This window comes from Pseudomonas sp. P1_A1 (genome assembly GCF_056406935.1).
In genome coordinates this window covers 24,719-46,859 of the sequence record NZ_JBFTZE010000005.1, presented here as the reverse complement: position 1 = coordinate 46,859, position 22,141 = coordinate 24,719, and the positions used below count along the sequence as shown (strand labels likewise).

Genomic DNA, 22,141 nt, shown 5'->3' with positions numbered 1-22,141 from the left:
GTCTACCCTGACAATTACTGCGTAGTGTCAGCATAGAATCATTCAGCCAAAACGGACGTTTTTTACCGGATGCAAAGCCTTGTCCTACTCATCTGGCTGACGCTTTGCGCAGCACAGGATGCCCGAGAACGCCACATCGCCAACGGTCTGACCGTTGGCGCAGGTGTGCTGGCGCTTATCTATCTGTTGTGGACAGGGACTACTTGGCTGGGGGCCGAGGCGGTGCAGGGCGGCTGGGCTTTATTGTTGGCATTGGCCTTCACCTTGCCCGGTTATGCAGTGCGACGTATGGGGGCAGGCGACGTGAAGCTGATGGCGACGCTGGGCCTTGCGACGGATGGTACGCACCTGCTCGGCGGTTTCATCGGCGCCGGGGTGGCCAGTGCGCTCTGGCTGCTGCTGGCGCCAAGACTCTGGCTGCATATGGGTCAGAGGCTTAGGGCGCGTCTTCGTTATCTGGAGCCAGGCATGTCAAAAAAACAGCCCTTTGCGCCGTTCGTGCTGGTGGGGGTGCTGCTCACTCTGGCCTGGATGCATTAGTCGCGGGCGTCACCTGTTCTATGTACATAGTCGGAAAGTGCGTCTACTTTCAAAACTGTTGTTGTACAGCCTGTGGTATCGGTGCAGGAGCGGCCAAGCCAGACTTGGCATGGAGTGGCACGTGAACAAGCTTACCTCGGCAGTAAAAGTTCTTGTAGTTGATGATGAGCCGTTGATTGTCGAAGAGCTTTGCGAGTTCATCGAGCTCAATGGTTATCGCTGCGTGCCTTGTGTCTCTGGCCATCAGGCGATCGAGCGTTTCAGCGAAGACATGAATATCGGCTTGGTGCTGTGTGATTTGCAGATGCCTGACATGGATGGCATCCAGCTTGTCCAGGCGTTGCAGCGGTTGTCCGGCAAGCATCGGGCATTCGAGGCGATCATGCTCACCGGGCATGGGGACAAGCAGGATGTGATCAAGGCTTTGCGTACCGGGTTCGCCGATTACTATCAGAAGCCGATTGATCTGGCTGAGTTGCTCGAAGGTTTGCAGCGCCAGGAAGTGGCCTTGCAGGAGCGGCAGAAAAACCTGCAGTTGGGGCATTTGAGTCAGAAGCTGCAGTACCTTTGTGAATCGATCGATGAGCTTTATCAGGATCTGGACAAGGTTCGGCGGGGGGCGTCCCCGGAGCCTGCGTCAGGTTCGGTTGACGGTGCGCTCAGTGAGCCGGAGCGGGTGGTGGGGATGCCGGCGGTGTTCAATCAGCTGTCGCCGCGGCAGTTGGAGGTGGCGCAGTTGGTGGGCAAGGGGCAGACCAATTATCAGATTGCCTGTGAGTTGGGGATTACCGAGAACACGGTGAAGCTTTATGTGTCGCAGGTGTTGCGGTTGACGCATATGCATAATCGTACGCAGGTGGCGTTGGCGTTGTCGCCCGGGAATGTTGGGGGGCGGCGGGTTTCTGCGCACTGAGTTTCTGTCTCTTGATCTTGGCGGCCTGGTAGCCGACCAGGTTCTTGTTGATCGAGTACATATCCATTTCTGCGGTAACGACCACCTATGGTTTCGCTCTTACAGCGAGTCCCTTTTGGCAAACGCCCGGAATGCCGGCCCAGCCAAAAGTAACCAAAAGGTCTCGCCCCGAACGTACGGCCCCTCGCTAAGGCTCGGCGTTCCTTCGCTCCGGTATCCATCTGGGGGCATCGCCCTACGGTTGGCTTCGCTTCAACCTACATGCGATGTGTTCGACTGCGTCGAACGGCGCTGCGCGCCAATCCCCAGATGAACACCTCCACTCAGCCTCCCGAAGGGGCGGGTGGATCAAGATCAAAAGCTGGCGAGGCGAGCTAACGCTCGGCCTGTAGTTTGGCGGGTGTATGCCGCTCCATTGTGGGAGCGGGCTTGCTCGCGATGGTGGCCTTACAGGCAACGATGTTTATTGGTCGGTAAAAACGTCAGAACCTTCCCACATGTTTTTCAGGTTGTCCGTCGGAAGTGGAATCTCTAGCCTTTGTCCGTCGCTGACAATTCAGCGTCTGGGCGTCGCGGCCCTTTGATCTGATGCATAATCGCTCCACCTAGCAACAGCACTTTTGTGTCTGTCGTTTCGTGTTATGGCGACTGTGCGCGGGATACCTTCGGGTATGTCGAGTTACTCAGATCTCGGTCCGCGAACCCGCGTACAGTTGCCACCTAAAATTGCGTCGCGGCAATTGGATGTGGCTCCATTTCAAATCTGAGAGGTGTCACCATGTTCAAAGCAACCCCGAATCCCCCTGAAACTGACGACGTTTCGCCCTACGAATCCCTCGATTCGAAAAAACTCAACGAAGCCGCCGAACGCGCGCTCGACCACTACCTAAAACCACCACCCAAACAACCCGAAGGCCGCAAACCAAGCAGGATGTTTCAGGTCGCCCCGGACATGGACAACGAAAGCCTGCTGGCCCATGTCTGCGAATCACTGGCCTCGGCCAGCGTCATGACCAGCGATATCGCCGCCTATGTCGACGCCCCGCAGCGGCATACGCTCCTGGCGATTCAGCAGGTGATCATGCTGGCCGAGCTGGCGGTGAATCGGGTGCTGGATAACGTCGACGTACCAAAAGCCGCGCCACACAGCTGACCCCTGGCAGGAGCGGGCCCCTCACCACAGGCTCGCTCCTGCAGGATCACCGGTCTTTCAAGAACCAAAGGCCCGCGCCAGCGCGGTGAAGCTCGGTCCGGCCAGCACGATCAGCAGCGCCGGGAAGAGGAACAACATCATCACCACGGACATTTTTGCGGACATCTTGGAGATGTATTCCTGCAAGCGTGTCAGGCGTCGGTCATCGAGCAGCAGCTTGAGCGCCAGCAGTGATTTCATCGCGCCGCCGCCCTGGTGGATCAGTTGTTGAAGGATCACGCAGGTGTCGGTGAATTCGTCCACCGCGAGCAATTGGGTGGCCTTGTTCAGTTCTTCGCCCAGTTCCAGACCGGAATCGACCCGCGCCAGTATCAGGCGCAATTCGTGGGTCAGGGCCGGTAGCAGTTGTTTGCCTTCGACGCTCAACACTCGCAGCGACTGTTCCACCGCCATGCCGGATTCGAACAGGATGCGCAGCAGTGGAATGAAGGTTGATATCTCGATCGCCAGTTGTTTTTGCCGCTGCTGCGCGGCGGCGGCCAGTAAGCGTTTGGGCAGCAGGTAGCCGAGGGCGGTGGCGAGGGTCGGGGTGATCCAGTGGTTGTTCACCTGCGGGAAGAACAGGCCCTGGATCAACAGGCACAGGGCCAACGCCAGCACCGGTGTGCCGATCTGGCAGGCGGCGAACAGCGAGCGTTGTCGGGCGCTGCGCCAGCCGAGGCGGTTGAGCAGGGTCTGGGTTTCGTTGTCCAGTTGGATCGAACGCTGACCGATGCGGCTGTCGCCCAGCAGTTGTAGCCAGTGACTGACGCGATGGTCGCTCAGCGGTTTGCCGTCCAGTCGTTGGGCCACCTGGCGCGCACGCCGGTGCTGATCCAGCAGGCCGCTGAGCAGCAACAGCGTGGCCGCCAGAAACAGCAGTGCGCTCAGCAGCAGGGCGATTTTCATACGCTTCGCAACATGCGCCACAGCGCCAGGCAGCCCACGACCTGCAAGCCGAACGCGGTCGCCAGCATCAGTTGTCCCGAGCCGCTGTTCCACATGGCCAGCAGGTATTTCGGATTGGACACCAAAAAATAACCGGCAAGCCCCACTGGCATCAGCCCCAGCACCACGGCCGTGACGCGGGTTTCGCCGGTCATGGCGCGCAGTTGGCGCGCCGCCTGGTCTCGTTCGCGGATCATTTTGATCAGGTTCTCAAACAGCTCACTGGCATTGCCGCCGTAACGGTGATTGACCTTCAGACCTAGCGCGAACAGGCGAAACTCGTCTTTCTCATACAGCTCGGCGAGGTCTGAAACGGCGTCTGGCAGGCTGACGCCCAAGTGCACGTTGCGTTGAACCCGACCCATGGCGTCTTTCAGTGGCGCTTCGGCGGCGTTGATGGCGCCCAGCACTGCATCGGCCAGGGTGCGTCCGGACTTCAGGCTGCGCACGGTGTGGTCGAGCAGCGTCGGCAGTTGTTCGATCATGCGCTTGAGCCGGCGCTGATAGCGCCAACTGATGTACAGCCGCAGAGCGAGGGGCGGCACCAGCAGCAACATCAACAAACCGATCCAGCCCGCCAGAGTAAAGCCCAGCAAAACGCCCAAGGCCCAGAGCAGCAGCCACGATCCGATGCGCTCGGTGGGGCGACCGAGGCCGGCGCGTAGAAAGGTCCGCTCCAGGCCCGACCAGGATGATTTCGCCACGGTCAGTTGCGGTTGCCCCTGCGTCAGGCGCCCGAGGGTTCGATCGATGCCGGCCTGGCGCAGACCGTTGTAGAACAAACGGATCGACACTCCCAACAGCGTCAGGCAAAGCAGGATGAGCAGCGCCGGTTTGAGCATGCCGTGACCCTCAATACGCCAAGGGAGAGAGTGCCGACTCGCGACGCAGTTTGTCGCCGGCGGGGTTGGCCGCCTCGCGCAGAAAACCGCGGCCGGTGTGTCGGTCGAAGCGGAACAGGGTGTTGGTCACGTAGACGTCGTCACGAATACCGACGACCTCCACCACTTCGCTGACGCAGCGGCGGCCATCGGGCAGGCGCGTGAGTTGGATCACCACGTCCAGCGCCGCACAGATCATTTGCCGCAGGGTGCGTTCGGCGATGAGCCGTCCGGTCAGGCCCACCAGCGTCTCCAGACGCAACAGCGCATCCTGGGCATTGTTGGCGTGCACGGTGCTCATTGAGCCGTCGTGCCCGGTGTTCATGGCGGTGAGCACGTCGACCACTTCGACGCCGCGAATCTCGCCGAGGATGATCCGGTCCGGGCGCATCCGCAGCGCGTTGCGAATCAGGTCGCTGGCCTTCACTTCGCCGTGGCCTTCGGCATTCGGTGGCCGGGTTTCCAGGCGCACCACGTGAGGATGGCCGAGTTGCAGTTCGGCGACGTCTTCGATGGTAACCAGCCGTTCGTGAGGGGCGATCAACTGGCTGAGAATGTTCAGCAGCGTGGTCTTGCCGGTGCCGGTACCGCCGCTGACCAGGATGTTGCAACGCTTGCCCACGGCCTCCTGAATGAACTCGAAGATCGCCTGGTCAATGGTTTGCATCGCCATCAGGTCGGAGCTTTTGAGCATGTCCTTGCGAAATTTTCGAATCGACAGGCACGGGCCGTCGAGGGCAATCGGCGGGATGATCGCGTTGACCCGGCTGCCATCGGGCAGGCGCGCATCGACCATCGGCGAAGACTCGTCGAGCCGTCGGCCCAGGGGCGCGAGAATCCGTTGCATGACTCGTTCGACGTGGTGGTCGTCGATGAACCGCAGGTCACTGAGGTGCAACACTCCCTCACGTTCGACGAACACCCGGTGCGGGCCGTTGACCAATATCTCGGTCACCGCCGAGTCGCGCAGCAGCACTTCCAGCGGACCGAAACCGGTGAGTTCGTCGACGATTTCTTCCGCCAGCCGTTCCATCTCGTAGCGGGAAATCGCCAGGTGCAGACGGGCGATGTACTCGGCGACTTTGTCGGTGACGAACTGCGACAGCATGGGCCGCGACCCTTCCAGCAGGTTTTTCCCGGACTCTTCGATGGCGTCGATGATGTAGCGGTGCAGCACCAGCTTCAGGCCTTCGTGGTCGGTATTGCCGGTCGGCCCGTGCGAGGGCGCGCCGAAGAGTTTTTCCCCGCTCATTGCACGCCCCTCAACCGGTTGAACCAGCCGGCCTTGGGTTTATCCAGGCTTTCGGAGCGTTTGGCCAGCCATTCGCCGAGGGCACGCAGGCTTTGGGTCAGGCCCTCGCGCGGGGCCAGCTCGAACAGGCTCAGCCCCTGATTCTTGGCGTTGAGCCGCACTTCCGGGCTGTAGGCAAACACAGCGATCACCTCCATGCCGAAGGTTTTGCCCAAGGTGTCGGAGTCCGGCGCGACGCTGCGCAGGTAGCGGTCCACCAGCAATCTGGCGTGGTCGAGCTTCAGGCCTTTTTCGCGCCAGCGGCTGAGCACCTCAAGGTTGCGTCGGCAGTCGAGCACGTTTTGATCGGTGTACCACAGCAACTTGTCGCAATGGCTGACGAAGGTGCGCAATGCTTCGCTGTCCGACTGGCCGGTGAGGTTCACCACGATGTGCTGGAAATGTTGGCGCAAGGCACTGAGCAGCATGTACAGCTCGGCGGCGCTGGTCTGTTCGAGCGGTTCATCGTTGCTGGCGTAGGCGAGGATCCGCAGCCCGGCGTCGCAGGTGGTGAAGGCGCTGTCGATCAGCGTTGCATCGAGGCGCCTGAGGTGACGCAAGGCATCGCCGAAATGAAACGAACTCTCCAGCCCCAGCAGCGCCAGGCTGTCGCCACGGGGCAGCCCCAGATCCAGCAGCAGCGTTTGCTGGCCGCTCTTTTGCACCACATGCGCCAGGTGGTTGGCGAGCAACGCGCCGTCGGCATTGTTCTGTGCGCCGTAAAGTACGGTCAGGCTACCTTGTTGAGCCTGTTGTGGGTTCGGCGCCACGGTCGGCAGGCGTTTACTCAGGCGTCGCACCAGGCCGGCGACTTCACTGGACCGCGAGCCGTAAGAGACAAAATCCCGCGCTCCGGCGCGCATGGCATTGAGCACCAGTTGGTTGTCCATGCCATCGCCCAGGGCCACGATCGCCAGCATCGGTTTGGCTTCCAGGGCTCCCTCGATCAACGCGCTCTGGGCCACCACATGCTCATGGTCCAGGCCCACGAACACCAGGCTGGCGAAGGTCACGTCCACCAGTGTCAGGAGCTCGTCGAGGTTGCCGCCACCGGCGCTGATCACTCGGCCCAAAGGGGCGAGCGCCCCTTGCAGCCACTCCAAGTCGGTGTTGTTGCGTGTGATCGCGAGGAAGGTCTGGCTCAGGTTCTGGCTTTGGCTCATTGCGATAATCCGCCGTGTTTATCGACGTGGCCGTTTTCGAGGAAGTGCGGCGTGAAACATCTGCGCATGGAGAGTCCTCGCTCGATTCAGGGCGTTTGTTGGGTGACGGCATTGCCGCGAATGACTTCCACGCTCGGCTTGCGCGGTGCTGCGGCTCTGGGGGCGGGGGATTGTGGAGTGCCGGCCAGGGCCAGTTGACTGAACTGCACCAGCTCGCGGTTGGCGTTGGCCAGGCTCGCCGATGAGTCACCACGGCCGGCCCAGTATTGGCTCAGGCGTTGTTCCTCGGCGCTGCGCACAGCCAGACGCAAAACCCCGACCTGTGCCGCGAGCATCAGGCGGCTCAAGAGGGATTCAGGGACGGCGAGCAACACGGTGCGGGCGCTGGAGCGCAGTTGTTCCTGCTTGAGTTTCTCTTCATGGCTGAGCGCCGGGTTGGCAGGTTTGCCATCATTCGTCAGCCCCAACTGCTCGCCGACCCCGAGTACCCGTAGCGCCGGGACCACGACCTGGGCCGACTGCTGGAGGTTGTTGGTGTCCATGCGCAGAAACAGCAGCACATCGACATAGTCGCCGGGGCTCAGTTGGCCGCCGACATTGATCACATCATCCGCCGCCACGGCGAGGGCGCGTTCATCGGCGCGGATCATCCGCGCCAGCGTACCGCCGGCTTCGAAACTCTGATCATTGAGCCAACTGCCGGCGGTGAGCGCGCGCCAGGGTGTACGGCCAATGGCTTGTTCGAGACGGGTCAGGCAGCCCACCGGGACGGTACGCAGTTTTTCCAGGGTCACGTCGGCGGCGGTGATCTGCTCGAACGGTGCGATATCACGCAGCAGCACCACCACCGGTTGGCGGGTCGGGTCGTCCACCGAGGCCAGTATCGAGGGCGTTGATGTGCCGGTTTGTGCGACAGGCTCGGGAGCCGGTTGACGACTCAGCGCCAGCCCCCAGTAACCGGCAATGATGGCGCCTGCCAGAAACAGCCCGGCCAGGCCCAGGGTGACGCGGCTGTTCATGAAGGCTTTCCCCCTTTCCTGCGCGTAACGCCCCCAAGAGCTCTAACGAGATGACTTCGCAATCAGGCAGTTATGAGCGTGGGACTATTTCGCTATTTGACGGTAGCGCAGGTAAAGCAAAATGCCATTACGGGACTGGAAATATCTGACAAAAAATAACGGCCAATGCTCAAGATGATGTTTTTGTGACATCAATGCACTGGTTACTGCTTAAGTATTAATGCGTTCTTACAGTTGTTGGTCATGGGTTTGCCGACAATGCTGATGCTGGCATATGGGAATCATGTTGCGGTCGTGCAACATCCGCTGTCATTCAGGAGACGCGTCATGTCCTTCTCTAAAACGGTTCAGAAGATCAAATCCCACATCGCTTTTTACAAAGACCTTGCCAAAGACACCGAAGGCGCTTCGGGCATCGAGTACGCAATCATTGCAGGCATGGTGGCCGTGGTGCTGGCAACGTTTGTGGCACCCATCTCCACGGCGGTCACCGCAATGTTCAACACGATTTCAGCCGCGCTTTGATTTGAAGACTGGCAATGGGCAGTCATTTGCCAATCCTGCAAAGGGCTTCTAACGTCAAGGCTTAGTCCATTGCAGGTGTTGCCCCATGAACGCTCCAGCCCTCCCTCGGCAACAGCTTCTTCTGGTCGATGATGAGGAGGATGCGTTACTGGAACTGGCGGAGTTGCTGGAGGGCGAGGGTTTTACTTGTTTTACGGCAACGTCGGTCAAGCTCGCCCTGCATCATTTGACTCGTCATCCTGATATTGCGCTGGTGATTACTGATTTGCGGATGCCGGAGGAAAGCGGCATATCGTTGATCAAGCGTCTGCGTGAGCACACGGCTCGTCAGCATTTGCCGGTGATTGTGACGTCGGGGCATGCGGATATGGAGGATGTGAGTGACATGTTGCGCTTGCAGGTGCTGGATCTGTTTCGCAAGCCGATCTATCACGTGCGTTTGTTGGATACGTTGAATAATTTGTTTCCGCAGCCTCGGGGTTTGGTGAGTTCCTGAGCGTACTGTGGCGAGGGGGAAAGCCCCCTCACCACAATCCATCAGGCAACCGGCCGCCACTGCCCCACCATATGCTCGATCTCCCCGGCCCCCATCAACTGGAAATCCCCACTGGACCCCGCCGCGCTGGACATCAGCGTCACCTCGCTGGGCAAACGCACCGGTTTTCTGAACTGCACCGCAATCTCGACGTTGGCCGTCGGCAAATGATCGCTCAGGGCTGCCAGGGTGCGCGCCTTGTTCCACAGACCATGGGCGATGGCGCTGGGAAAGCCGAAGAGTCTGGCGCTGATCGCACTCAGGTGAATCGGGTTGTAGTCTCCGGATACTTTGGCGTATCGGCGACCAATGTCCGCCGGTGCTTTCCAGTGGGCCACTTCGGTCAGCGACAACGTCGATGCAAACGCTTGCTCGACAGGCTCGCCTTCCAGTTTGACGCCGCGACAGAGCATCTGGCTTTCGGCTTCCCACAGCGGTCCCAACTGGTCGTCGAGCATTGTCACCAACTCGAACGTCGCGCCCTTGGCATGGGGTTGCAGGTTCTGCACCTTCACGCTGACCCGCACGCGGCTCACGCCACCCATGGGGCGCAAGATGCGGATGCGATTGCTCAAGTGAATCAGCCCCAGCAACGGGAAGGGAAATGCCTTGGCGGTGAGCAGTTGCATCTGCAAGGCAAACGCCAAAATGTGCGGATACGTCGGTGGCAGCAGTCCGTTGTCGGCGAAACCACACACTTTACGATAAGCCTCCAGGCGTTTCGGATCGACGTTGACCCAACAGTGATAACCCAGCTCAGGCAGTGTGGTGCCGGTGATTTTGCGTCGCGTCGCCGCTCTCAAATACAGCGTCTGCAGGCCCGGTTCGCTATTGAGTGTGTGCCAGTCGGTGGTCATGGTCAGGCTCCCAACACGCTTTGCCCGCACACGCGCAGTGCTTGCCCGGTAAACGCTCCGGTGCCCGGTTGTGCCATCCAGGCCACGGCTTCGGCGACGTCTTGCGGCAGGCCGCCCTGGCCCAACGAACTCAAGCGCCGCCCGGCTTCGCGTACGCCGAAGGGCAGGTGCGCGGTCATCTGGGTTTCGATAAAACCGGGGGCCACCGCGTTGATGCTGATGCCGCGCTCGGCCAGCAGCGGTGCCCAGGCCTGGGCCAGGCCAATCAGCCCGGCCTTGCTCGCGGCGTAATTGGTTTGCCCGCGATTGCCGGCGATGCCGCTGATGGACGCCAACAGGATCACTCGGCCGTCGTCGCGCAAGGTGCCGCTGTCGAGCAGCGCCTTGGTCAGCACTTGCGGCGCATTGAGGTTGACCGCCAGCACCGCGTCCCAGAACTCCGGCGTCATGTTGGCCAGGGTTTTGTCGCGGGTGATGCCCGCGTTGTGCACCACGATGTCGACGCCGTCCGGCAAGTGTTCGATCAGTTGCGTGGCGGCGTCTTCGGCGCAGATGTCCAGGGTGATGCTGCGCCCGCCGAGGCGCGCGGCCAGGGCGTCGAGATCGGTTTTGGCCGGCGCCACGTCCAGCAGGATCACTTCGGCGCCGTCCCGGGCCAGGGTTTCAGCGATCGAGGCGCCAATGCCCCGGGCTGCCCCGGTCACCAACGCCTTGCGCCCCGACAACGGGCGGGTCCAGTCCATCACCTGCGTCGCACACGCCTTCAAGCGTATGACTTGTCCGGAAATGAAGGCACTTTTGGGCGAGAGGAAAAACCGCAACGGGCCTTCCAGTTGATCTTCGGCCCCTTCGCCGACATAGATCAGCTGCAAGGTGCCGCCGTTGCGCAGTTCCTTGGCCAGCGAACGGCTGAACCCTTCCAGAGCCCGTTGGGTGCTGGCGGCGAACGGGTCGCTCAAGGTCTCCGGCGCGCGACCAAGAATCACCAGGTGCGCATGGTGGTCGAGGTTTTTCATCAGTGGCTGGAAGAATTCGCGCAGCTGTTTCAGCTGATCGACCTGCACCAGGTCACTGGCGTCGAACACCACGGCTTTGAGTTTCTGGCCGTGGCCGGGAATCCACGCGGTGGCCAGGGTCGGGTCGGTGCCGTAGCTGTAAATGGTGTCGGTCAGGCGGTTGGCGAGGGTGCTGATTTTTTCCGTCAGCGGGCCACCGCCAATCAACAGCGCCCCCTCGACAGGCCGCAATCGGCCTGCTTGCCAGCGTTCCAGCCGTACCGGCGACGGCAGACCCAGGGCACCGACCACACGATGGCCGATGGACGAATTGGCGAAGTCGATATAGCGGTCAGACATGAATCACGCTCCAGAAGCCGGGGTTAAAAGTGTGGACCATGAATGGCAATTAGTCGTTCGATCCGCGAGATAAGGCCTACGCTTGAACATTGCAGGTTGGTTTGAGCTTGGGTTTAGCAGGTCTTTCAGGAATTGCAGCCCGCTCCCACAGGGATGTGTGTTCACCATTGACTATCAGAAGGAGCTTTTTTCATGACTCAGCTGCGCCGCGTCGCGATTATCGGTGGTAACCGTATCCCCTTTGCCCGGTCCAACGGGCCGTACGCCACTGCCAGTAACCAGGCGATGTTCACCGCAGCGCTGGAAGGCCTGATCGAGCGCTATAACCTGCACGGTGTGCGCATGGGCGAAGTGGCGGCCGGGGCGTTGCTCAAGTATTTGCGCGATTACGGCCTGACCCGCGAATGTGTATTGGGCTCGCGTTTGTCGCCGACGACGCCGGCCTACGACATCCAGCAGGCCTGCGGTACGGGGCTGGAGGCGACGTTGTTGGTGGCGAACAAAATCGCCCTGGGGCAAATCGAATGTGGCATTGCCGGCGGTGTCGACACGGCCTCGGACGTGCCGATCGGCGTCAACGAAGACTTGCGCAAGATTCTCTTGCAAGCCAATCGCGCCAAAAGCACCGCCGACAAACTGAAAACCTTCCTGCAATTGCGTCCCCGACACCTGATCCCGGACTTTCCAAGTATCGGCGAGCCGCGCACCGGCCGGTCGATGGGCGAACACTGTGAATTGATGGCCCAGACCTGGGGCATCCCGCGTGACGAGCAGGATCGGCTGACCCTCGAAAGCCATCAGAAACTGGCGGCGTCCTACGCCGAAGGCTGGCACAACGATCTGATGACGCCGTTCCTCGGCCTGACCCGCGACAACAACCTGCGCCCGGAGCTGACCCTGGAAAAACTCGCCTCACTGAAACCGGCCTTCGAGAAAAGTGCCAAGGGCACCCTGACCGCGGGCAACTCCACGCCACTCACCGATGGTGCGTCGGTGGTGCTGCTGGGCAGTGAGGAATGGGCGAAGGAGCGCGGTTTGCCGGTGCTTGCCTATTGGCGCGATGGCGAGGCGGCGGCGGTGGATTTCGTCAACGGTGCCGAAGGGCTGCTGATGGCGCCGGTGTATGCGGTGCCGCGATTGCTGGCGCGCAACGGCCTGACCTTGCAGGATTTCGATTACTACGAAATCCACGAAGCGTTTGCCGCGCAGGTGCTGTGCACGTTGAAGGCCTGGGAAGATCCGGAGTACTGCAAAACCCGTCTCGGCCTCGACGCGCCGCTGGGTTCCATCGACCGCAGTCGCCTCAACGTCAAAGGCAGTTCACTGGCCGTCGGGCATCCGTTTGCCGCCACCGGTGCGCGCATCGTCGCCAACCTGGCGAAGCTGCTGGACGCGGCGGGCAAGGGCCGAGGGTTGATCTCGATCTGCGCCGCCGGTGGTCAGGGCGTGACGGCGATTATCGAGCGCTGATTATTGAGGGCTGAGCACTGCCGCGTCTTGCTGCGCGGCCAGTTGCCGGTTGCGGTTGGCGTAACCCTCGGCCATCACCGAGCACACGATCAGCTGCAACGGGTGGTAGATCATGATCGGCAGCAGGATCAATCCAAGGCCAGGGTTGGCGCCGAAGATCAGCGCCGCCATCGGTGCCCCGGCCGCCAGGGATTTTTTGCTGGCGCAGAACACCGCGGCGATCTCGTCGGCGGGGCTGAACTTCAGCGCGTGGGCGGTGCGGGTGGTCATCCACAGGATGATCGCCAGCAGAATCGCACTGCCGATCAACGCCGTGAGAATCACGCTGTTGCCCTGTTGCTGCCACATCCCCGAGACCATCGAGTTGCAGAACGCCGAGTACACCAGCAACAGGATCACCAGTTTGTCGGCGATGTTGGTGTAGCGCTTGTACCGGGCGAAAATTTTTCCCAGCAACGGCCGCAATAATTGCCCAAGCACCAGCGGCAACAACAGCATCGCGCACAGATCGAGCAGGGTTGAACCCAGGTCGATGCCGCCAGCGCCGCTGCCGACCACGAAACTCACCAGCAACGGTGTCAGGAAAATCCCCAGCACACTGGACAGGCTCGCGTTGAGAATCGCCGCCGGTACGTTGCCGCCCGCGCTGCCGGTCAGGGCCACGGACGAAGAGATGGTCGAGGGCAGGGCGCAGAGGTAGAGGAAACCGAGCATCAGCAACGATGGAATGTGTGAGCCCAGCAGTGTGTCACTCAGCAACCAGATCAACGGAAACACCGCAAAGGTGAAGACTTGAACCATCACGTGCAGCTTCCAGTTTTTCAGCCCGTGGCGGATCTGCTCGCTGGAGAGGTTGACCCCGTGCAGGAAAAACACCAGGAACACCCCGATGTTGATTACCCACTCGGCATGCATCCCGCCGCCGGTGGCGCCGAAGGTCGGGAAGAAATACGCCAGCAGCGTGGCGATCAGCATGCCGCACAAGAACCAGTCGGTGACCACGCGTTTAAGGTGTTTGAAGGCATGCATGACCGGCACCGAATCCATTTGTAAGAATTGATGACTTAGCCTAACGTCGGCCCTATCAGCCGTCTTGCGACATAAGGCCAATCAATGCCGACTAACGGACAACTTACCCTCGAGCGGACCATCCCGGCGCTGACGGTGTTGCCGCGTCCGTTGTATGCGCGGGCGGAAAGCCTGAGCGCCGGTTCGTGGACGCCGCCTCATCGTCATGATTGGGTGCAGTTTTCCTACGCCATCAGCGGCGTTCTCGGCGTGCACACCGCCGAGGGCAGTTTCTTTGCGCCGCCGCAGTGGGGCATCTGGATTCCGGCGGATCTCGAGCATCAGGTCGTGACCTCGATGCGTGCCGAAATGCGCAGCCTGTATGTGCGCCGCGAGGACTGCCAATGGGCGGACGGGCGTTGCCGGGTGCTGGAAGTTACGCCATTGGCCCGGGAGCTGATCAAGCGCTTTTGCCAGTTGCCGGTGGAGTATCCACAGGGCGACAGTCAGGAGGCGCGATTGGTGGGCGTGCTGCTGGATCAGTTGGCGAGTCTGCCGGAGGTTGGGTTTTCCTTGCCGTTGCCCCGGCATGAGCGACTGCTGGGTTTGTGCAACGAACTGATCGAAAGTCCCGAGTGCACGGTGACCTTGCAGGAATGGGCCGAGGGTTTGGGCATGTCGGAGAAAACCCTGATGCGCTTGTTTCAGCGTGAAACCGGGTTGAGCTTTCGCGGTTGGCGGCAGCGCATGCGGCTGCTGTCGTCATTGAGTCTGCTGGAAGAGGGCGACAGCGTGACCAATGCCGCGCTGTCTTGCGGGTATGACTCGACGTCGGCGTTTATTGCGGCGTTCAAGGGGTTGTTCGGGTTTACCCCTGGTGAGTTGTTCAAACAGTAGTTGAATGATCGTTCCCACGCGCAGCAAAGGAATGCAGCCCGGGACGCTCCGCGTCCCTGCCGAAGCGGACGCGGAGCGTCCATTGAGGCATTCCCACGCAGAGCGTGGGAACGATCATGCCTACTCAAGTCCTGAAGCGGCGAACCAACCCGTCCAGCTCATTCGACAACCCTGCCAGGCTCTGAGAATCCAGCCGCGCCGAGTTGGCCAATTCCGCCACCAACTGCGCATCGCCATGAATCTGACTGATATGCCGATTGATGTCCTCGGCCACCTGATGCTGTTCCTCAGCCGCCGTGGCGATTTGAGTGTTCATGTCGCGAATCACATCCACCGACTCACGGATTTGCCCAAAGCTGCTGCGCGCTTCACCGATGCGGGTCACCGATTGCTGAGACACCTCCAGGCTCGCATGCATCTGCTGCGTCACCTGGCTGGTGCGCTTGGCCAGATTGCCCAGCAGACCGTCGATTTCCGCCGTGGAATCGGCAGTTCGTTTGGCCAGGGCGCGAACTTCATCCGCCACCACCGCAAAGCCACGACCCTGTTCACCGGCCCGGGCCGCTTCGATGGCCGCGTTCAGGGCCAGCAGGTTGGTCTGTTCGGCGATGGAACGGATGGTCCCGAGGATCGACTGAATGTCGTTGCTGTCGCGCTCAAGCTGTTGCATCGATTGCGCTGACTGTTCGATTTCCTGGCTCAAGCGATCGACACTGCTCACCGCTGCATCAATCTGTTGCTGACCTTCACGGGCCTGGCGCTGGCCGCTGTCGGCCGACTCGGCGGCCTGGCTGCAAGAGCGCGCGACTTCGTTGGCGGTGGCGACCATTTCGTGGAACGCCGTGGACACCATGTCCACCGCTTCACGCTGACGCCCGGCGGCTTCGGCCATGTCGCTGGATACCTGGGTCGAGCTCTGGGAGGTGGCGAGGATCTTGGTCGCGGCGCCGCCGATGCTTTGAATCAGGTTGCGGATCGCCGCCAGAAACTGGTTGAACCAGTTGGCCAGTTGCGCGGTTTCGTCGCTGCCACGGATGGACAAATTCTTGGTCAGGTCGCCTTCGCCCTGGGCGATGCCTTCCAGACCGCTGGCCACGCTGCGGATCGGCCGCACGATCAGGCTGGCGAAACTGGCGCCGACGATGGCGAAGAACACCGCCAGTACTGCTGCGATGATCGCGATCAGCCAGGTCAGTTGAGTGGCCGAGCTCATCACGTCGGTCTGCTTGATCAGGCCGATAAAGGTCCAGCCCAGTTGCTCCGACGGCCAGACGTTGGCCATGTAGCGCTCGCCATTGAGCTCAACCTCTACCAGCCCTTTACCGGCCTTGCCGAGTTGCGCGTAGCCGTCGCCGAGGCTGCTCAGGGCTTTGAAGTTGTGTTCCGGCTGCTTGGGATCGACCAGTATGGTGCCGGTGTTTTCCACCAGCATCAGGTAGCCGGTTTCGCCGAGTTTGATCTGTTTGACGATTTCGGTGAGCTGCTTGAGCGTCACGTCGATGCTGACCACGCCGCCATTGCTGCCCAGTTTGTTATCGATGGTGCGCACGGTGCTGACGTAGGTCGCGTCATCCTGGGCCCAGTAATAGGCCTCGGTGCGAAGCGGCTTGCCCGGCTTGGCCTGGGCCGCCTTGTACCACGGGCGCTGTCGTGGGTCGTAATTGCTCAGCTTCGCATCGTCCGGCCAGGACACGTAACCGCCCGCCGCCGTCCCGAGAATCGCATAGGCGTAGGCTGGGTGGCTGTTGCCCAGGTCCTGGAGGAGGGCGAAGACCTTCTTGTCCATCTCGCCTTGGGGAATGCTCTCGGCGTTGGCGCTCATGTAGGTCTTGAGGCTGTCGTCGGAGTTCTTGATCAGCGGCTGGGTGGCCAGGTAGTCAACGTTCTGGCTGATGCCATCAAAGAACAGTTGCATGGCATTGCTGACCTGACGAATCTCGCGGCCACTGCCGTCGACAAAATTGTCCTTGGCATCGCTGCGCAAGTTCAGCACAACGAGGGTGGCGACCAGCACCACAGGCAAGCAGGCGATGATTGCAAACGCCCAGGTCAACTTCTGTTTGATGTTCATCCGCGCTCCAGTTTTTCTTGTAGGCCCACGCAGTACTGATGACTCGCGGATTATTGGCAGCCGAAAACGTTTGATATGCCCCGATCCTTGAGCGCGCCTTCTTGATTGTTGTCGAGGCGATTGTCAGACAATTCCTTTTCTCTCTAATGACTTCGGCTGAGGCGCGGGGAAATTGAGGTCTTTTGAGAAAAATCCTGCGAACGCCAGGGATCGAGGTTAGATTCTGTCGCAAATACCTTGGCACTCCGTCGTCAACAAGTGGTCCTCGCTCAGCTATGATCCGGGGCGGTCGATGAGTTTTGCCTGATTAATCCGGCACATTGTGTGCATCTTGATGTTCATGGGAACGTTCATAGGTCGGCAACCCCTCCCCCGAATGAGAGGATTGCCGTATAACGAATGACTTTCGCGTGTTTGGTAATAAAGGACCCACAATAAAAGCTGATGAAGACTCCAAAACGCATTGAACCCCTGATCGAGGACGGTCTGGTCGACGAGGTGCTGCGCCCACTCATGAGTGGCAAAGAAGCAGCTGTTTATGTGGTGCGCTGCGGCAACGAGCTGCGTTGTGCCAAGGTCTACAAGGAGGCGAACAAACGTAGTTTTCGTCAGGCGGCCGAGTATCAGGAAGGCCGCAAGGTGCGCAACAGCCGGCAGGCTCGCGCGATGGCCAAGGGCTCCAAGTTTGGCCGCAAGGAAACCGAAGACGCCTGGCAGAACGCCGAAGTGGCGGCGTTGTTCCGCCTGGCCAGTGCCGGGGTACGGGTGCCCAAGCCGTATGACTTCCTCGAAGGCGTGCTGCTGATGGAGCTGGTGGCCGACGAGTACGGCGATGCCGCGCCACGCCTGAACGATGTGGTGCTGGAGCCGGACCAGGCACGCGAATATCACGCTTACCTGATTTCGCAAATCGTGCTGATGTTGTGTACCGGCCTGGTGCACGGTGACCTGTCCGAGTTCAACGTGCTGCTGACGCCGACCGGCCCGGTCATCATCGACCTGCCGCAAGCGGTGGATGCGGCGGGCAACAACCACGCGTTCAGCATGCTGGAACGGGACGTGGGCAACATGGCGTCGTACTTCGGTCGCTTTGCACCGGAGTTGAAACGCACCAAGTACGCCAAGGAAATGTGGGCGTTGTACGAAGCCGGCACCTTGCACCCGGCCAGTGTGTTGACTGGCGAGTTCGACGAGCCGGAAGAGCTGGCGGACGTCGGCGGAATCATGCGCGAGATCGAGGCGGCCCGTCTCGACGAAGAGCGTCGCCAGGCGGTTCGGGCGGCAGACGATGCGCCACCGAGCAAGACCGAAGAACCGCCTCCACCGTGGATGCAGTGATCGGTTGACCCAAAACCCGGCTTTGGCCGGGTTTTTTACACCAGCAATACCCCGCACACTCAAGGACTGAATGTGAACTCCATCCGCAATGCCCAACTGATCATCGCCGCCCGGCTGATTTCGGACTTCGGCGCTTTCCTCAACATGGTCGCCCTGGCTACCTACGTCTACTTGCTCAGCAATAGCGCCATGAGTGTCGGTATCTTCCTCGCCAGCCGTGTCGCCGGGGGAATCTTTGCCAGCCTGATCGGCACCCGGTTCTATCGCCGCTGGGGCGGGCGCTTGCCGCTGATTGCCTTCGATCTGCTGCGCGCCGGTTTGCTGGGTCTGCTGTTGATGCTGCCAGTGGCCCAGCAAGCGCTGCTGTTACCGCTGATCGCGTTCGGCCTGGGGTTTGGTAATTCGATGTTTGCCATCGGCCTCAACAGCCAATTGCCGCACCTGATCGAAGAGGCGCAATTACTCAAGACCAACGCCTGGATAACTTCGGCGTCGTCTGCGGCGATGGTCAGCGGGAGTCTGGTGGCTGGGTTGTTGGTGGCGAGTTTTGGCTTTGAAACGGTATTTGCGCTGAACGTGGTCACGTACCTGCTGGCGGCGCTGCTGATTGTGCCACTGCGGTTTTGCGGACCGGCCCCCAGCTGTGACGAACCYCTTCACAAACAGGGCGAATGGCAGGCCCTGCGCCAGGGTTTGCGCACGGCGCCGGTACTGGCGGCGATGTTGGCCGTCGCCATGGCCGACACCTTGGGCAGCGCCGCGCACAACGTCGGTCTTCCGATCATTTCAAAACTGCTCACGCCCGAGTCGGCCAGCACCACCCTGGGCCTGATGCTGGCGGTGTGGGCTTGCGGCAAGTTCATCGGTGCGCGAATCGCCAGTCGCCTGAACGGCACGGACAACGCGCACCTTGAGCGGCGATTTTTCTTTGGCGTGTTGCTGATGTCCTGCGGCTTCATCCTGACGTTTCAGCAGCAGACCCTGTACGGTTTGCTGCTGTTTTCGTTGCCTGCAGGCTTGGGCGACGGGTTCTCGGAAGTCGGCCTGATGTCGCGTCTGCAACGTGAGCCGGACAGCCTGCGCCTGCCGATTTTCAGCTTTCTGACCCTGCTGCAGATGACCGGGTTCGGCGTCGGCATGTTGATCGCCGCGCCGTTCTATTCCTGGTGGACACCCGGCGCAGTGGTGCTGTTGTTCCACGGCATTCCCCTCACCCTGTTGCTGGTGGTGAAGGGGTTGGCGCTCAAGAATGAGCGGGTTCGGCGCAGCAACCCGAGGCCAGCTCCTTGAGAATCGGGCAGTCCGGGCGGTGGTCGCCGTGGCAGTGTTCTACAAGGTCTTGCAGGGTGTCGCGCAACTGACCAAGTTCGCGAATCTTCTGGTTCAGCTCGTCGATGTGCTGACGGGCCAAGGCCTTCACATCGGCACTGGCGCGCTGGCGGTCCTGCCAGAGGGTCAGCAGTTTGCCGACCTCTTCCAGTGAAAACCCCAAATCCCGAGAGCGCTTGATGAACGCCAGGGTGTGCAGGTCGTCATCGCCATAGACCCGGTAGCCACTGTCGGTGCGATGGGCCGCCTTGAGCAGACCGATGGATTCGTAATAGCGGATCATCTTCGCGCTCAGACCGCTCTGGCGGGCCGCTTGGCCAATGTTCATCGGTTGTCCTCCAGGTCTTTGGGCTTCCAGGTTTTCAACAGTAACGCATTGCTGACCACGCTGACGCTCGACAGCGCCATGGCCGCGCCGGCCAGCACCGGGTTGAGGAAGCCGAATGCCGCCAGTGGCAGGCCGATCAGGTTATAGACGAAGGCCCAGAACAGGTTCTGGCGAATCTTCGCGTAGGTCTTGCGGCTGATTTCCAGCGCCGCCGGCACCAACCGTGGATCACCGCGCATCAGAGTGATGCCGGCAGCGTGCATGGCGACGTCGGTGCCGCCGCCCATGGCGATGCCGATGTCAGCAGCGGCCAGGGCCGGGGCGTCGTTGATGCCGTCGCCGACCATCGCCACCACGCCGGTTTTTTTCAGGGCGGCGACGGTGGCGGCTTTGTCCGCCGGGAGTACTTCGGCGTGAACATCCTTGATGCCCAGCGCTTGGGCGACGACTTTGGCGCTGCCACGGTTATCGCCGGTCAGCAGGTGGCTGCTGATATTGCGGGCGCTTAGGCGTTGCACCGCTTGCAGGGCGCCGGGCTTGAGCGTGTCACCGAAGGCGAACAGGCCCAGCACCCGAGGTTCGGGGCTTTGCTCGATCAACCAGGACAGCGTCCGGCCTTCGGTTTCCCAAGCGCTTGCGGAGTCGGCCAATGGCCCGGCATTCAAGCCACTTTCTTCCAGCAAGCGCCGATTGCCCAGGGCCAATCGCCGACCATCGAGGCTGCCGGCAATGCCGCGCCCGGTCAGCGATTGACTGTCGCTGACATCGGCCACGGTCAAGCCGCGCTCGGCGCAGGCATCCAGCACCGCCTTGGCCAGCGGGTGCTCACTGCCCCGTTGCAGCGCGCCGGCCATTTGCAGTAAGGCAGCTTCGTCACCTTCGATGGCACTCAAATGCGCGATGCGCGGCGTGCCCGAGGTCAGTGTGCCCGTCTTGTCGAACACCACGGCGCTGACTTCATGGGCGCGCTCCAGGGCTTCGGCGTCCTTGATCAGAATCCCGTGGTGCGCCGCCACACCGGTGCCCGCCATGATTGCCGTCGGTGTGGCCAACCCGAGCGCGCAAGGACAGGCGATCACCAACACCGCGACGGCGTTGATCAATGCGGTTTCCAGCGGCGCACCGTACAGCCACCAACCAACCAGGGTCGCCAGTGCAATCAGCAGCACCACGGGCACGAACCCCTGGCTGACTTTATCCACCAGTTTCTGGATCGGCGCTTTCGCTGCCTGCGCGTCTTCGACCAGGCGGATGATCCGCGCCAGCACAGTTTCTGCGCCGAGCGCCAAGGTCCGCACCAGGAGCCGACCTTCACCGTTGATCGCACCGCCGGTGACCTTGTCGCCCGGAGCTTTGGGCACCGGCAGGCTTTCGCCGCTGATCAATGCTTCATCGGCGTGGCTCTGGCCCTCCACCACTTCGCCGTCCACCGGGAAGCGCTCGCCGGGTTTGACCAGAACCAGATCGTTGAGGCGCAAAGCGCTTATCGCAACCTCCTGCTTCCGGCCGTCGATCACTTGAATGGCTCGCTCCGGACGCAAGGCTTCGAGGGCGCGGATGGCGCTGGCGGTCTGGCGCTTGGCGCGGCTTTCCAGGTATTTACCCAGCAACACCAAGGCAATTACCACCGCCGAGGCTTCGAAATACAGGTGCGGCATGCGACCGGCAGCGGTGGCCCACTCGTAAACGCTCAAGCCGTAGCCGGCGCTGGTGCCCAGAGCCACCAGCAAATCCATGTTGCCGGCACCGGCGCGCACGGCTTTCCAGGCTGCGACATAGAAGCGTGAACCGAAGATGAACTGCACGGGCGTTGCCAACGCGAACTGCACCCACGCCGGGAGCATCCAGTGCACGCCGAAAGGTTGCAGCAACATCGGCAGCACCAGCGGCAAGGCGAGGGCGATGGCCGCCAGCAAGGCCCAGCGTTCGCGCTGCAGGCGTTGTTGCTGATTATCGGTTTGCGGGTGTTCGACTTCCCAGACGCGGGCGGAATAACCGGCCTTGGTCACGGCGCCGATCAAGGTTTGCGGATCGACCTGGCCGAGCAGCTCAAGGTGCGCCCGTTCGTTGGCCAGATTGACGCTGACACTCTTCACCCCCGGCACTTTGGTCAATGCCCGTTCGACGCGGCCGACGCAAGACGCACAGGTCATGCCGTCGATGCTCAATTCGAGGGTCTGCTGCGGCACGCTGTAACCAGCCCGCTGCACGGCGTCCATCAAGGCCGGCAGGCTGCCACTGGGCGCTTGCACCCGGGCCTGTTCGGTGGCCAGGTTGACACTGACGGCCGTGGCGCCGATGACTTTGCTCAAGGCACGCTCGACACGCCCGGCGCAACTGGCGCAGGTCATGCCGGCAATCGGCAGATCGAAAGTGGTGGATTCGGACATCGGTCACGCTCCCTGTAGAAATTGCCTACAGGATCAACCTTGCCATGCTGGCAAGGTCAAGTGCCATGTCTCAGATCAAAAGATCGCAGCC

General features: G+C 61.2%; 20 protein-coding genes and 1 pseudogene. 9 read left to right on the top strand and 12 right to left on the bottom strand.

Annotation, left to right across the window (positions count from 1 at the left end; translation table 11 throughout):
• Positions 1-69 precede the first annotated feature (69 nt).
• The 3 genes from AC1D2Q_RS09230 (at position 70) to AC1D2Q_RS09220 (ending at position 2,606) form a co-directional block, all read left to right on the top strand.
• The gene (locus tag AC1D2Q_RS09230) at positions 70-540 is read left to right on the top strand and encodes a prepilin peptidase (protein ID WP_477812988.1); all 471 of its coding nucleotides are present in this window, start codon (positions 70-72) and stop codon (positions 538-540) included.
• 109 nt (positions 541-649) lie between these two features.
• Positions 650-1,453 carry a response regulator gene (locus AC1D2Q_RS09225; RefSeq protein ID WP_477812987.1) on the top strand — a complete coding sequence of 268 codons (804 nt, stop codon included), beginning with the start codon at positions 650-652 and terminating at the stop codon, positions 1,451-1,453.
• 778 nt (positions 1,454-2,231) lie between these two features.
• Positions 2,232-2,606, top strand: a complete 375-nt coding sequence (locus AC1D2Q_RS09220) for a DUF6124 family protein (protein WP_086944033.1) — start codon at positions 2,232-2,234, stop codon at positions 2,604-2,606.
• 57 nt (positions 2,607-2,663) lie between these two features.
• Here AC1D2Q_RS09220 and AC1D2Q_RS09215 read toward each other — a convergent pair whose 3' ends face one another.
• The 5 genes from AC1D2Q_RS09215 to cpaB all read right to left on the bottom strand — a co-directional run bounded on the left by AC1D2Q_RS09215 (position 2,664) and on the right by cpaB (position 7,947).
• The gene (locus AC1D2Q_RS09215; protein WP_477812986.1) at positions 2,664-3,554 is read right to left on the bottom strand and encodes a type II secretion system F family protein; all 891 of its coding nucleotides are present in this window, start codon (positions 3,552-3,554) and stop codon (positions 2,664-2,666) included.
• The gene (locus tag AC1D2Q_RS09210; protein ID WP_477812985.1) at positions 3,551-4,435 is read right to left on the bottom strand and encodes a type II secretion system F family protein; all 885 of its coding nucleotides are present in this window, start codon (positions 4,433-4,435) and stop codon (positions 3,551-3,553) included. The genes AC1D2Q_RS09215 and AC1D2Q_RS09210 overlap by 4 nt, the downstream gene beginning before the upstream one ends.
• A gap of 10 nt (positions 4,436-4,445) precedes the next feature.
• A complete protein-coding gene (locus AC1D2Q_RS09205) occupies positions 4,446-5,726 on the bottom strand; it encodes a TadA family conjugal transfer-associated ATPase (RefSeq protein WP_305411011.1) in 1,281 nt (426 codons plus the stop codon).
• Entirely contained in the window at positions 5,723-6,928 is a 1,206-nt protein-coding gene (locus AC1D2Q_RS09200) for a CpaE/TadZ family protein (RefSeq protein WP_305411012.1), read from the bottom strand. The genes AC1D2Q_RS09205 and AC1D2Q_RS09200 overlap by 4 nt, the downstream gene beginning before the upstream one ends.
• 86 nt (positions 6,929-7,014) lie before the next feature.
• On the bottom strand, positions 7,015-7,947 hold the full coding sequence (gene cpaB / locus AC1D2Q_RS09195; RefSeq protein WP_477812984.1) for a Flp pilus assembly protein CpaB: 933 nt from the start codon (positions 7,945-7,947) through the stop codon (positions 7,015-7,017).
• A gap of 327 nt (positions 7,948-8,274) precedes the next feature.
• Here cpaB and AC1D2Q_RS09190 point away from each other — a divergent pair, with 327 nt between their 5' ends.
• Both AC1D2Q_RS09190 and AC1D2Q_RS09185 read left to right on the top strand, forming a co-directional pair.
• The gene (locus tag AC1D2Q_RS09190; protein WP_138866726.1) at positions 8,275-8,472 is read left to right on the top strand and encodes a Flp family type IVb pilin; all 198 of its coding nucleotides are present in this window, start codon (positions 8,275-8,277) and stop codon (positions 8,470-8,472) included.
• Between the two features lie 85 nt (positions 8,473-8,557).
• Positions 8,558-8,968, top strand: a complete 411-nt coding sequence (locus AC1D2Q_RS09185; protein ID WP_111455400.1) for a response regulator — start codon at positions 8,558-8,560, stop codon at positions 8,966-8,968.
• Positions 8,969-9,009: 41 nt separating this feature from the next.
• On the opposite strand, the gene AC1D2Q_RS09180 is transcribed toward AC1D2Q_RS09185, so the two are convergent.
• Positions 9,010-9,864, bottom strand: coding sequence for a MaoC family dehydratase (locus tag AC1D2Q_RS09180; protein ID WP_477812983.1), 855 nt, complete (start codon positions 9,862-9,864; stop codon positions 9,010-9,012).
• Between the two features lie 2 nt (positions 9,865-9,866).
• Positions 9,867-11,219, bottom strand: a complete 1,353-nt coding sequence (locus tag AC1D2Q_RS09175; RefSeq protein WP_477812982.1) for a 3-oxoacyl-ACP reductase — start codon at positions 11,217-11,219, stop codon at positions 9,867-9,869.
• 192 nt (positions 11,220-11,411) lie between these two features.
• On the opposite strand from AC1D2Q_RS09175, the gene AC1D2Q_RS09170 reads away from it, so the two are divergent.
• Complete coding sequence (locus AC1D2Q_RS09170; protein WP_230175457.1) at positions 11,412-12,689, top strand: acetyl-CoA C-acetyltransferase; 1,278 nt, start codon at positions 11,412-11,414, stop codon at positions 12,687-12,689.
• Here AC1D2Q_RS09170 and AC1D2Q_RS09165 read toward each other — a convergent pair whose 3' ends face one another.
• Positions 12,690-13,718 carry a bile acid:sodium symporter family protein gene (locus AC1D2Q_RS09165; RefSeq protein ID WP_477812981.1) on the bottom strand — a complete coding sequence of 343 codons (1,029 nt, stop codon included), beginning with the start codon at positions 13,716-13,718 and terminating at the stop codon, positions 12,690-12,692.
• 84 nt (positions 13,719-13,802) lie between these two features.
• Between AC1D2Q_RS09165 and AC1D2Q_RS09160 the strand changes: the two genes are divergently transcribed.
• The gene (locus tag AC1D2Q_RS09160; protein ID WP_477812980.1) at positions 13,803-14,594 is read left to right on the top strand and encodes an AraC family transcriptional regulator; all 792 of its coding nucleotides are present in this window, start codon (positions 13,803-13,805) and stop codon (positions 14,592-14,594) included.
• 124 nt (positions 14,595-14,718) lie between these two features.
• Here AC1D2Q_RS09160 and AC1D2Q_RS09155 read toward each other — a convergent pair whose 3' ends face one another.
• Both AC1D2Q_RS09155 and AC1D2Q_RS09150 read right to left on the bottom strand, forming a co-directional pair.
• The gene (locus tag AC1D2Q_RS09155) at positions 14,719-15,447 is read right to left on the bottom strand and encodes a methyl-accepting chemotaxis protein (RefSeq protein ID WP_370694720.1); all 729 of its coding nucleotides are present in this window, start codon (positions 15,445-15,447) and stop codon (positions 14,719-14,721) included.
• Between the two features lie 129 nt (positions 15,448-15,576).
• Positions 15,577-16,665: pseudogene (locus AC1D2Q_RS09150) on the bottom strand (cache domain-containing protein); the annotation flags it as partial.
• Between the two features lie 444 nt (positions 16,666-17,109).
• Between AC1D2Q_RS09150 and AC1D2Q_RS09145 the strand changes: the two are divergent.
• Together AC1D2Q_RS09145 and AC1D2Q_RS09140 are read left to right on the top strand one after the other, a co-directional pair.
• Positions 17,110-18,003 carry a PA4780 family RIO1-like protein kinase gene (locus AC1D2Q_RS09145; RefSeq protein ID WP_019651901.1) on the top strand — a complete coding sequence of 298 codons (894 nt, stop codon included), beginning with the start codon at positions 17,110-17,112 and terminating at the stop codon, positions 18,001-18,003.
• Positions 18,004-18,075: 72 nt separating this feature from the next.
• Positions 18,076-19,293: an MFS transporter gene (locus tag AC1D2Q_RS09140; protein ID WP_477812979.1), complete on the top strand. Its 1,218-nt coding sequence runs from the start codon at positions 18,076-18,078 to the stop codon at positions 19,291-19,293.
• Here the strand turns inward: AC1D2Q_RS09140 and cueR are convergent.
• A complete protein-coding gene (gene cueR / locus AC1D2Q_RS09135) occupies positions 19,247-19,660 on the bottom strand; it encodes a Cu(I)-responsive transcriptional regulator (RefSeq protein ID WP_007907120.1) in 414 nt (137 codons plus the stop codon). The genes AC1D2Q_RS09140 and cueR overlap by 47 nt on opposite strands.
• Entirely contained in the window at positions 19,657-22,050 is a 2,394-nt protein-coding gene (locus AC1D2Q_RS09130) for a heavy metal translocating P-type ATPase (RefSeq protein ID WP_477812978.1), read from the bottom strand. Before AC1D2Q_RS09130 ends, cueR begins: the two co-directional genes overlap by 4 nt.
• Positions 22,051-22,141 lie beyond the last annotated feature (91 nt).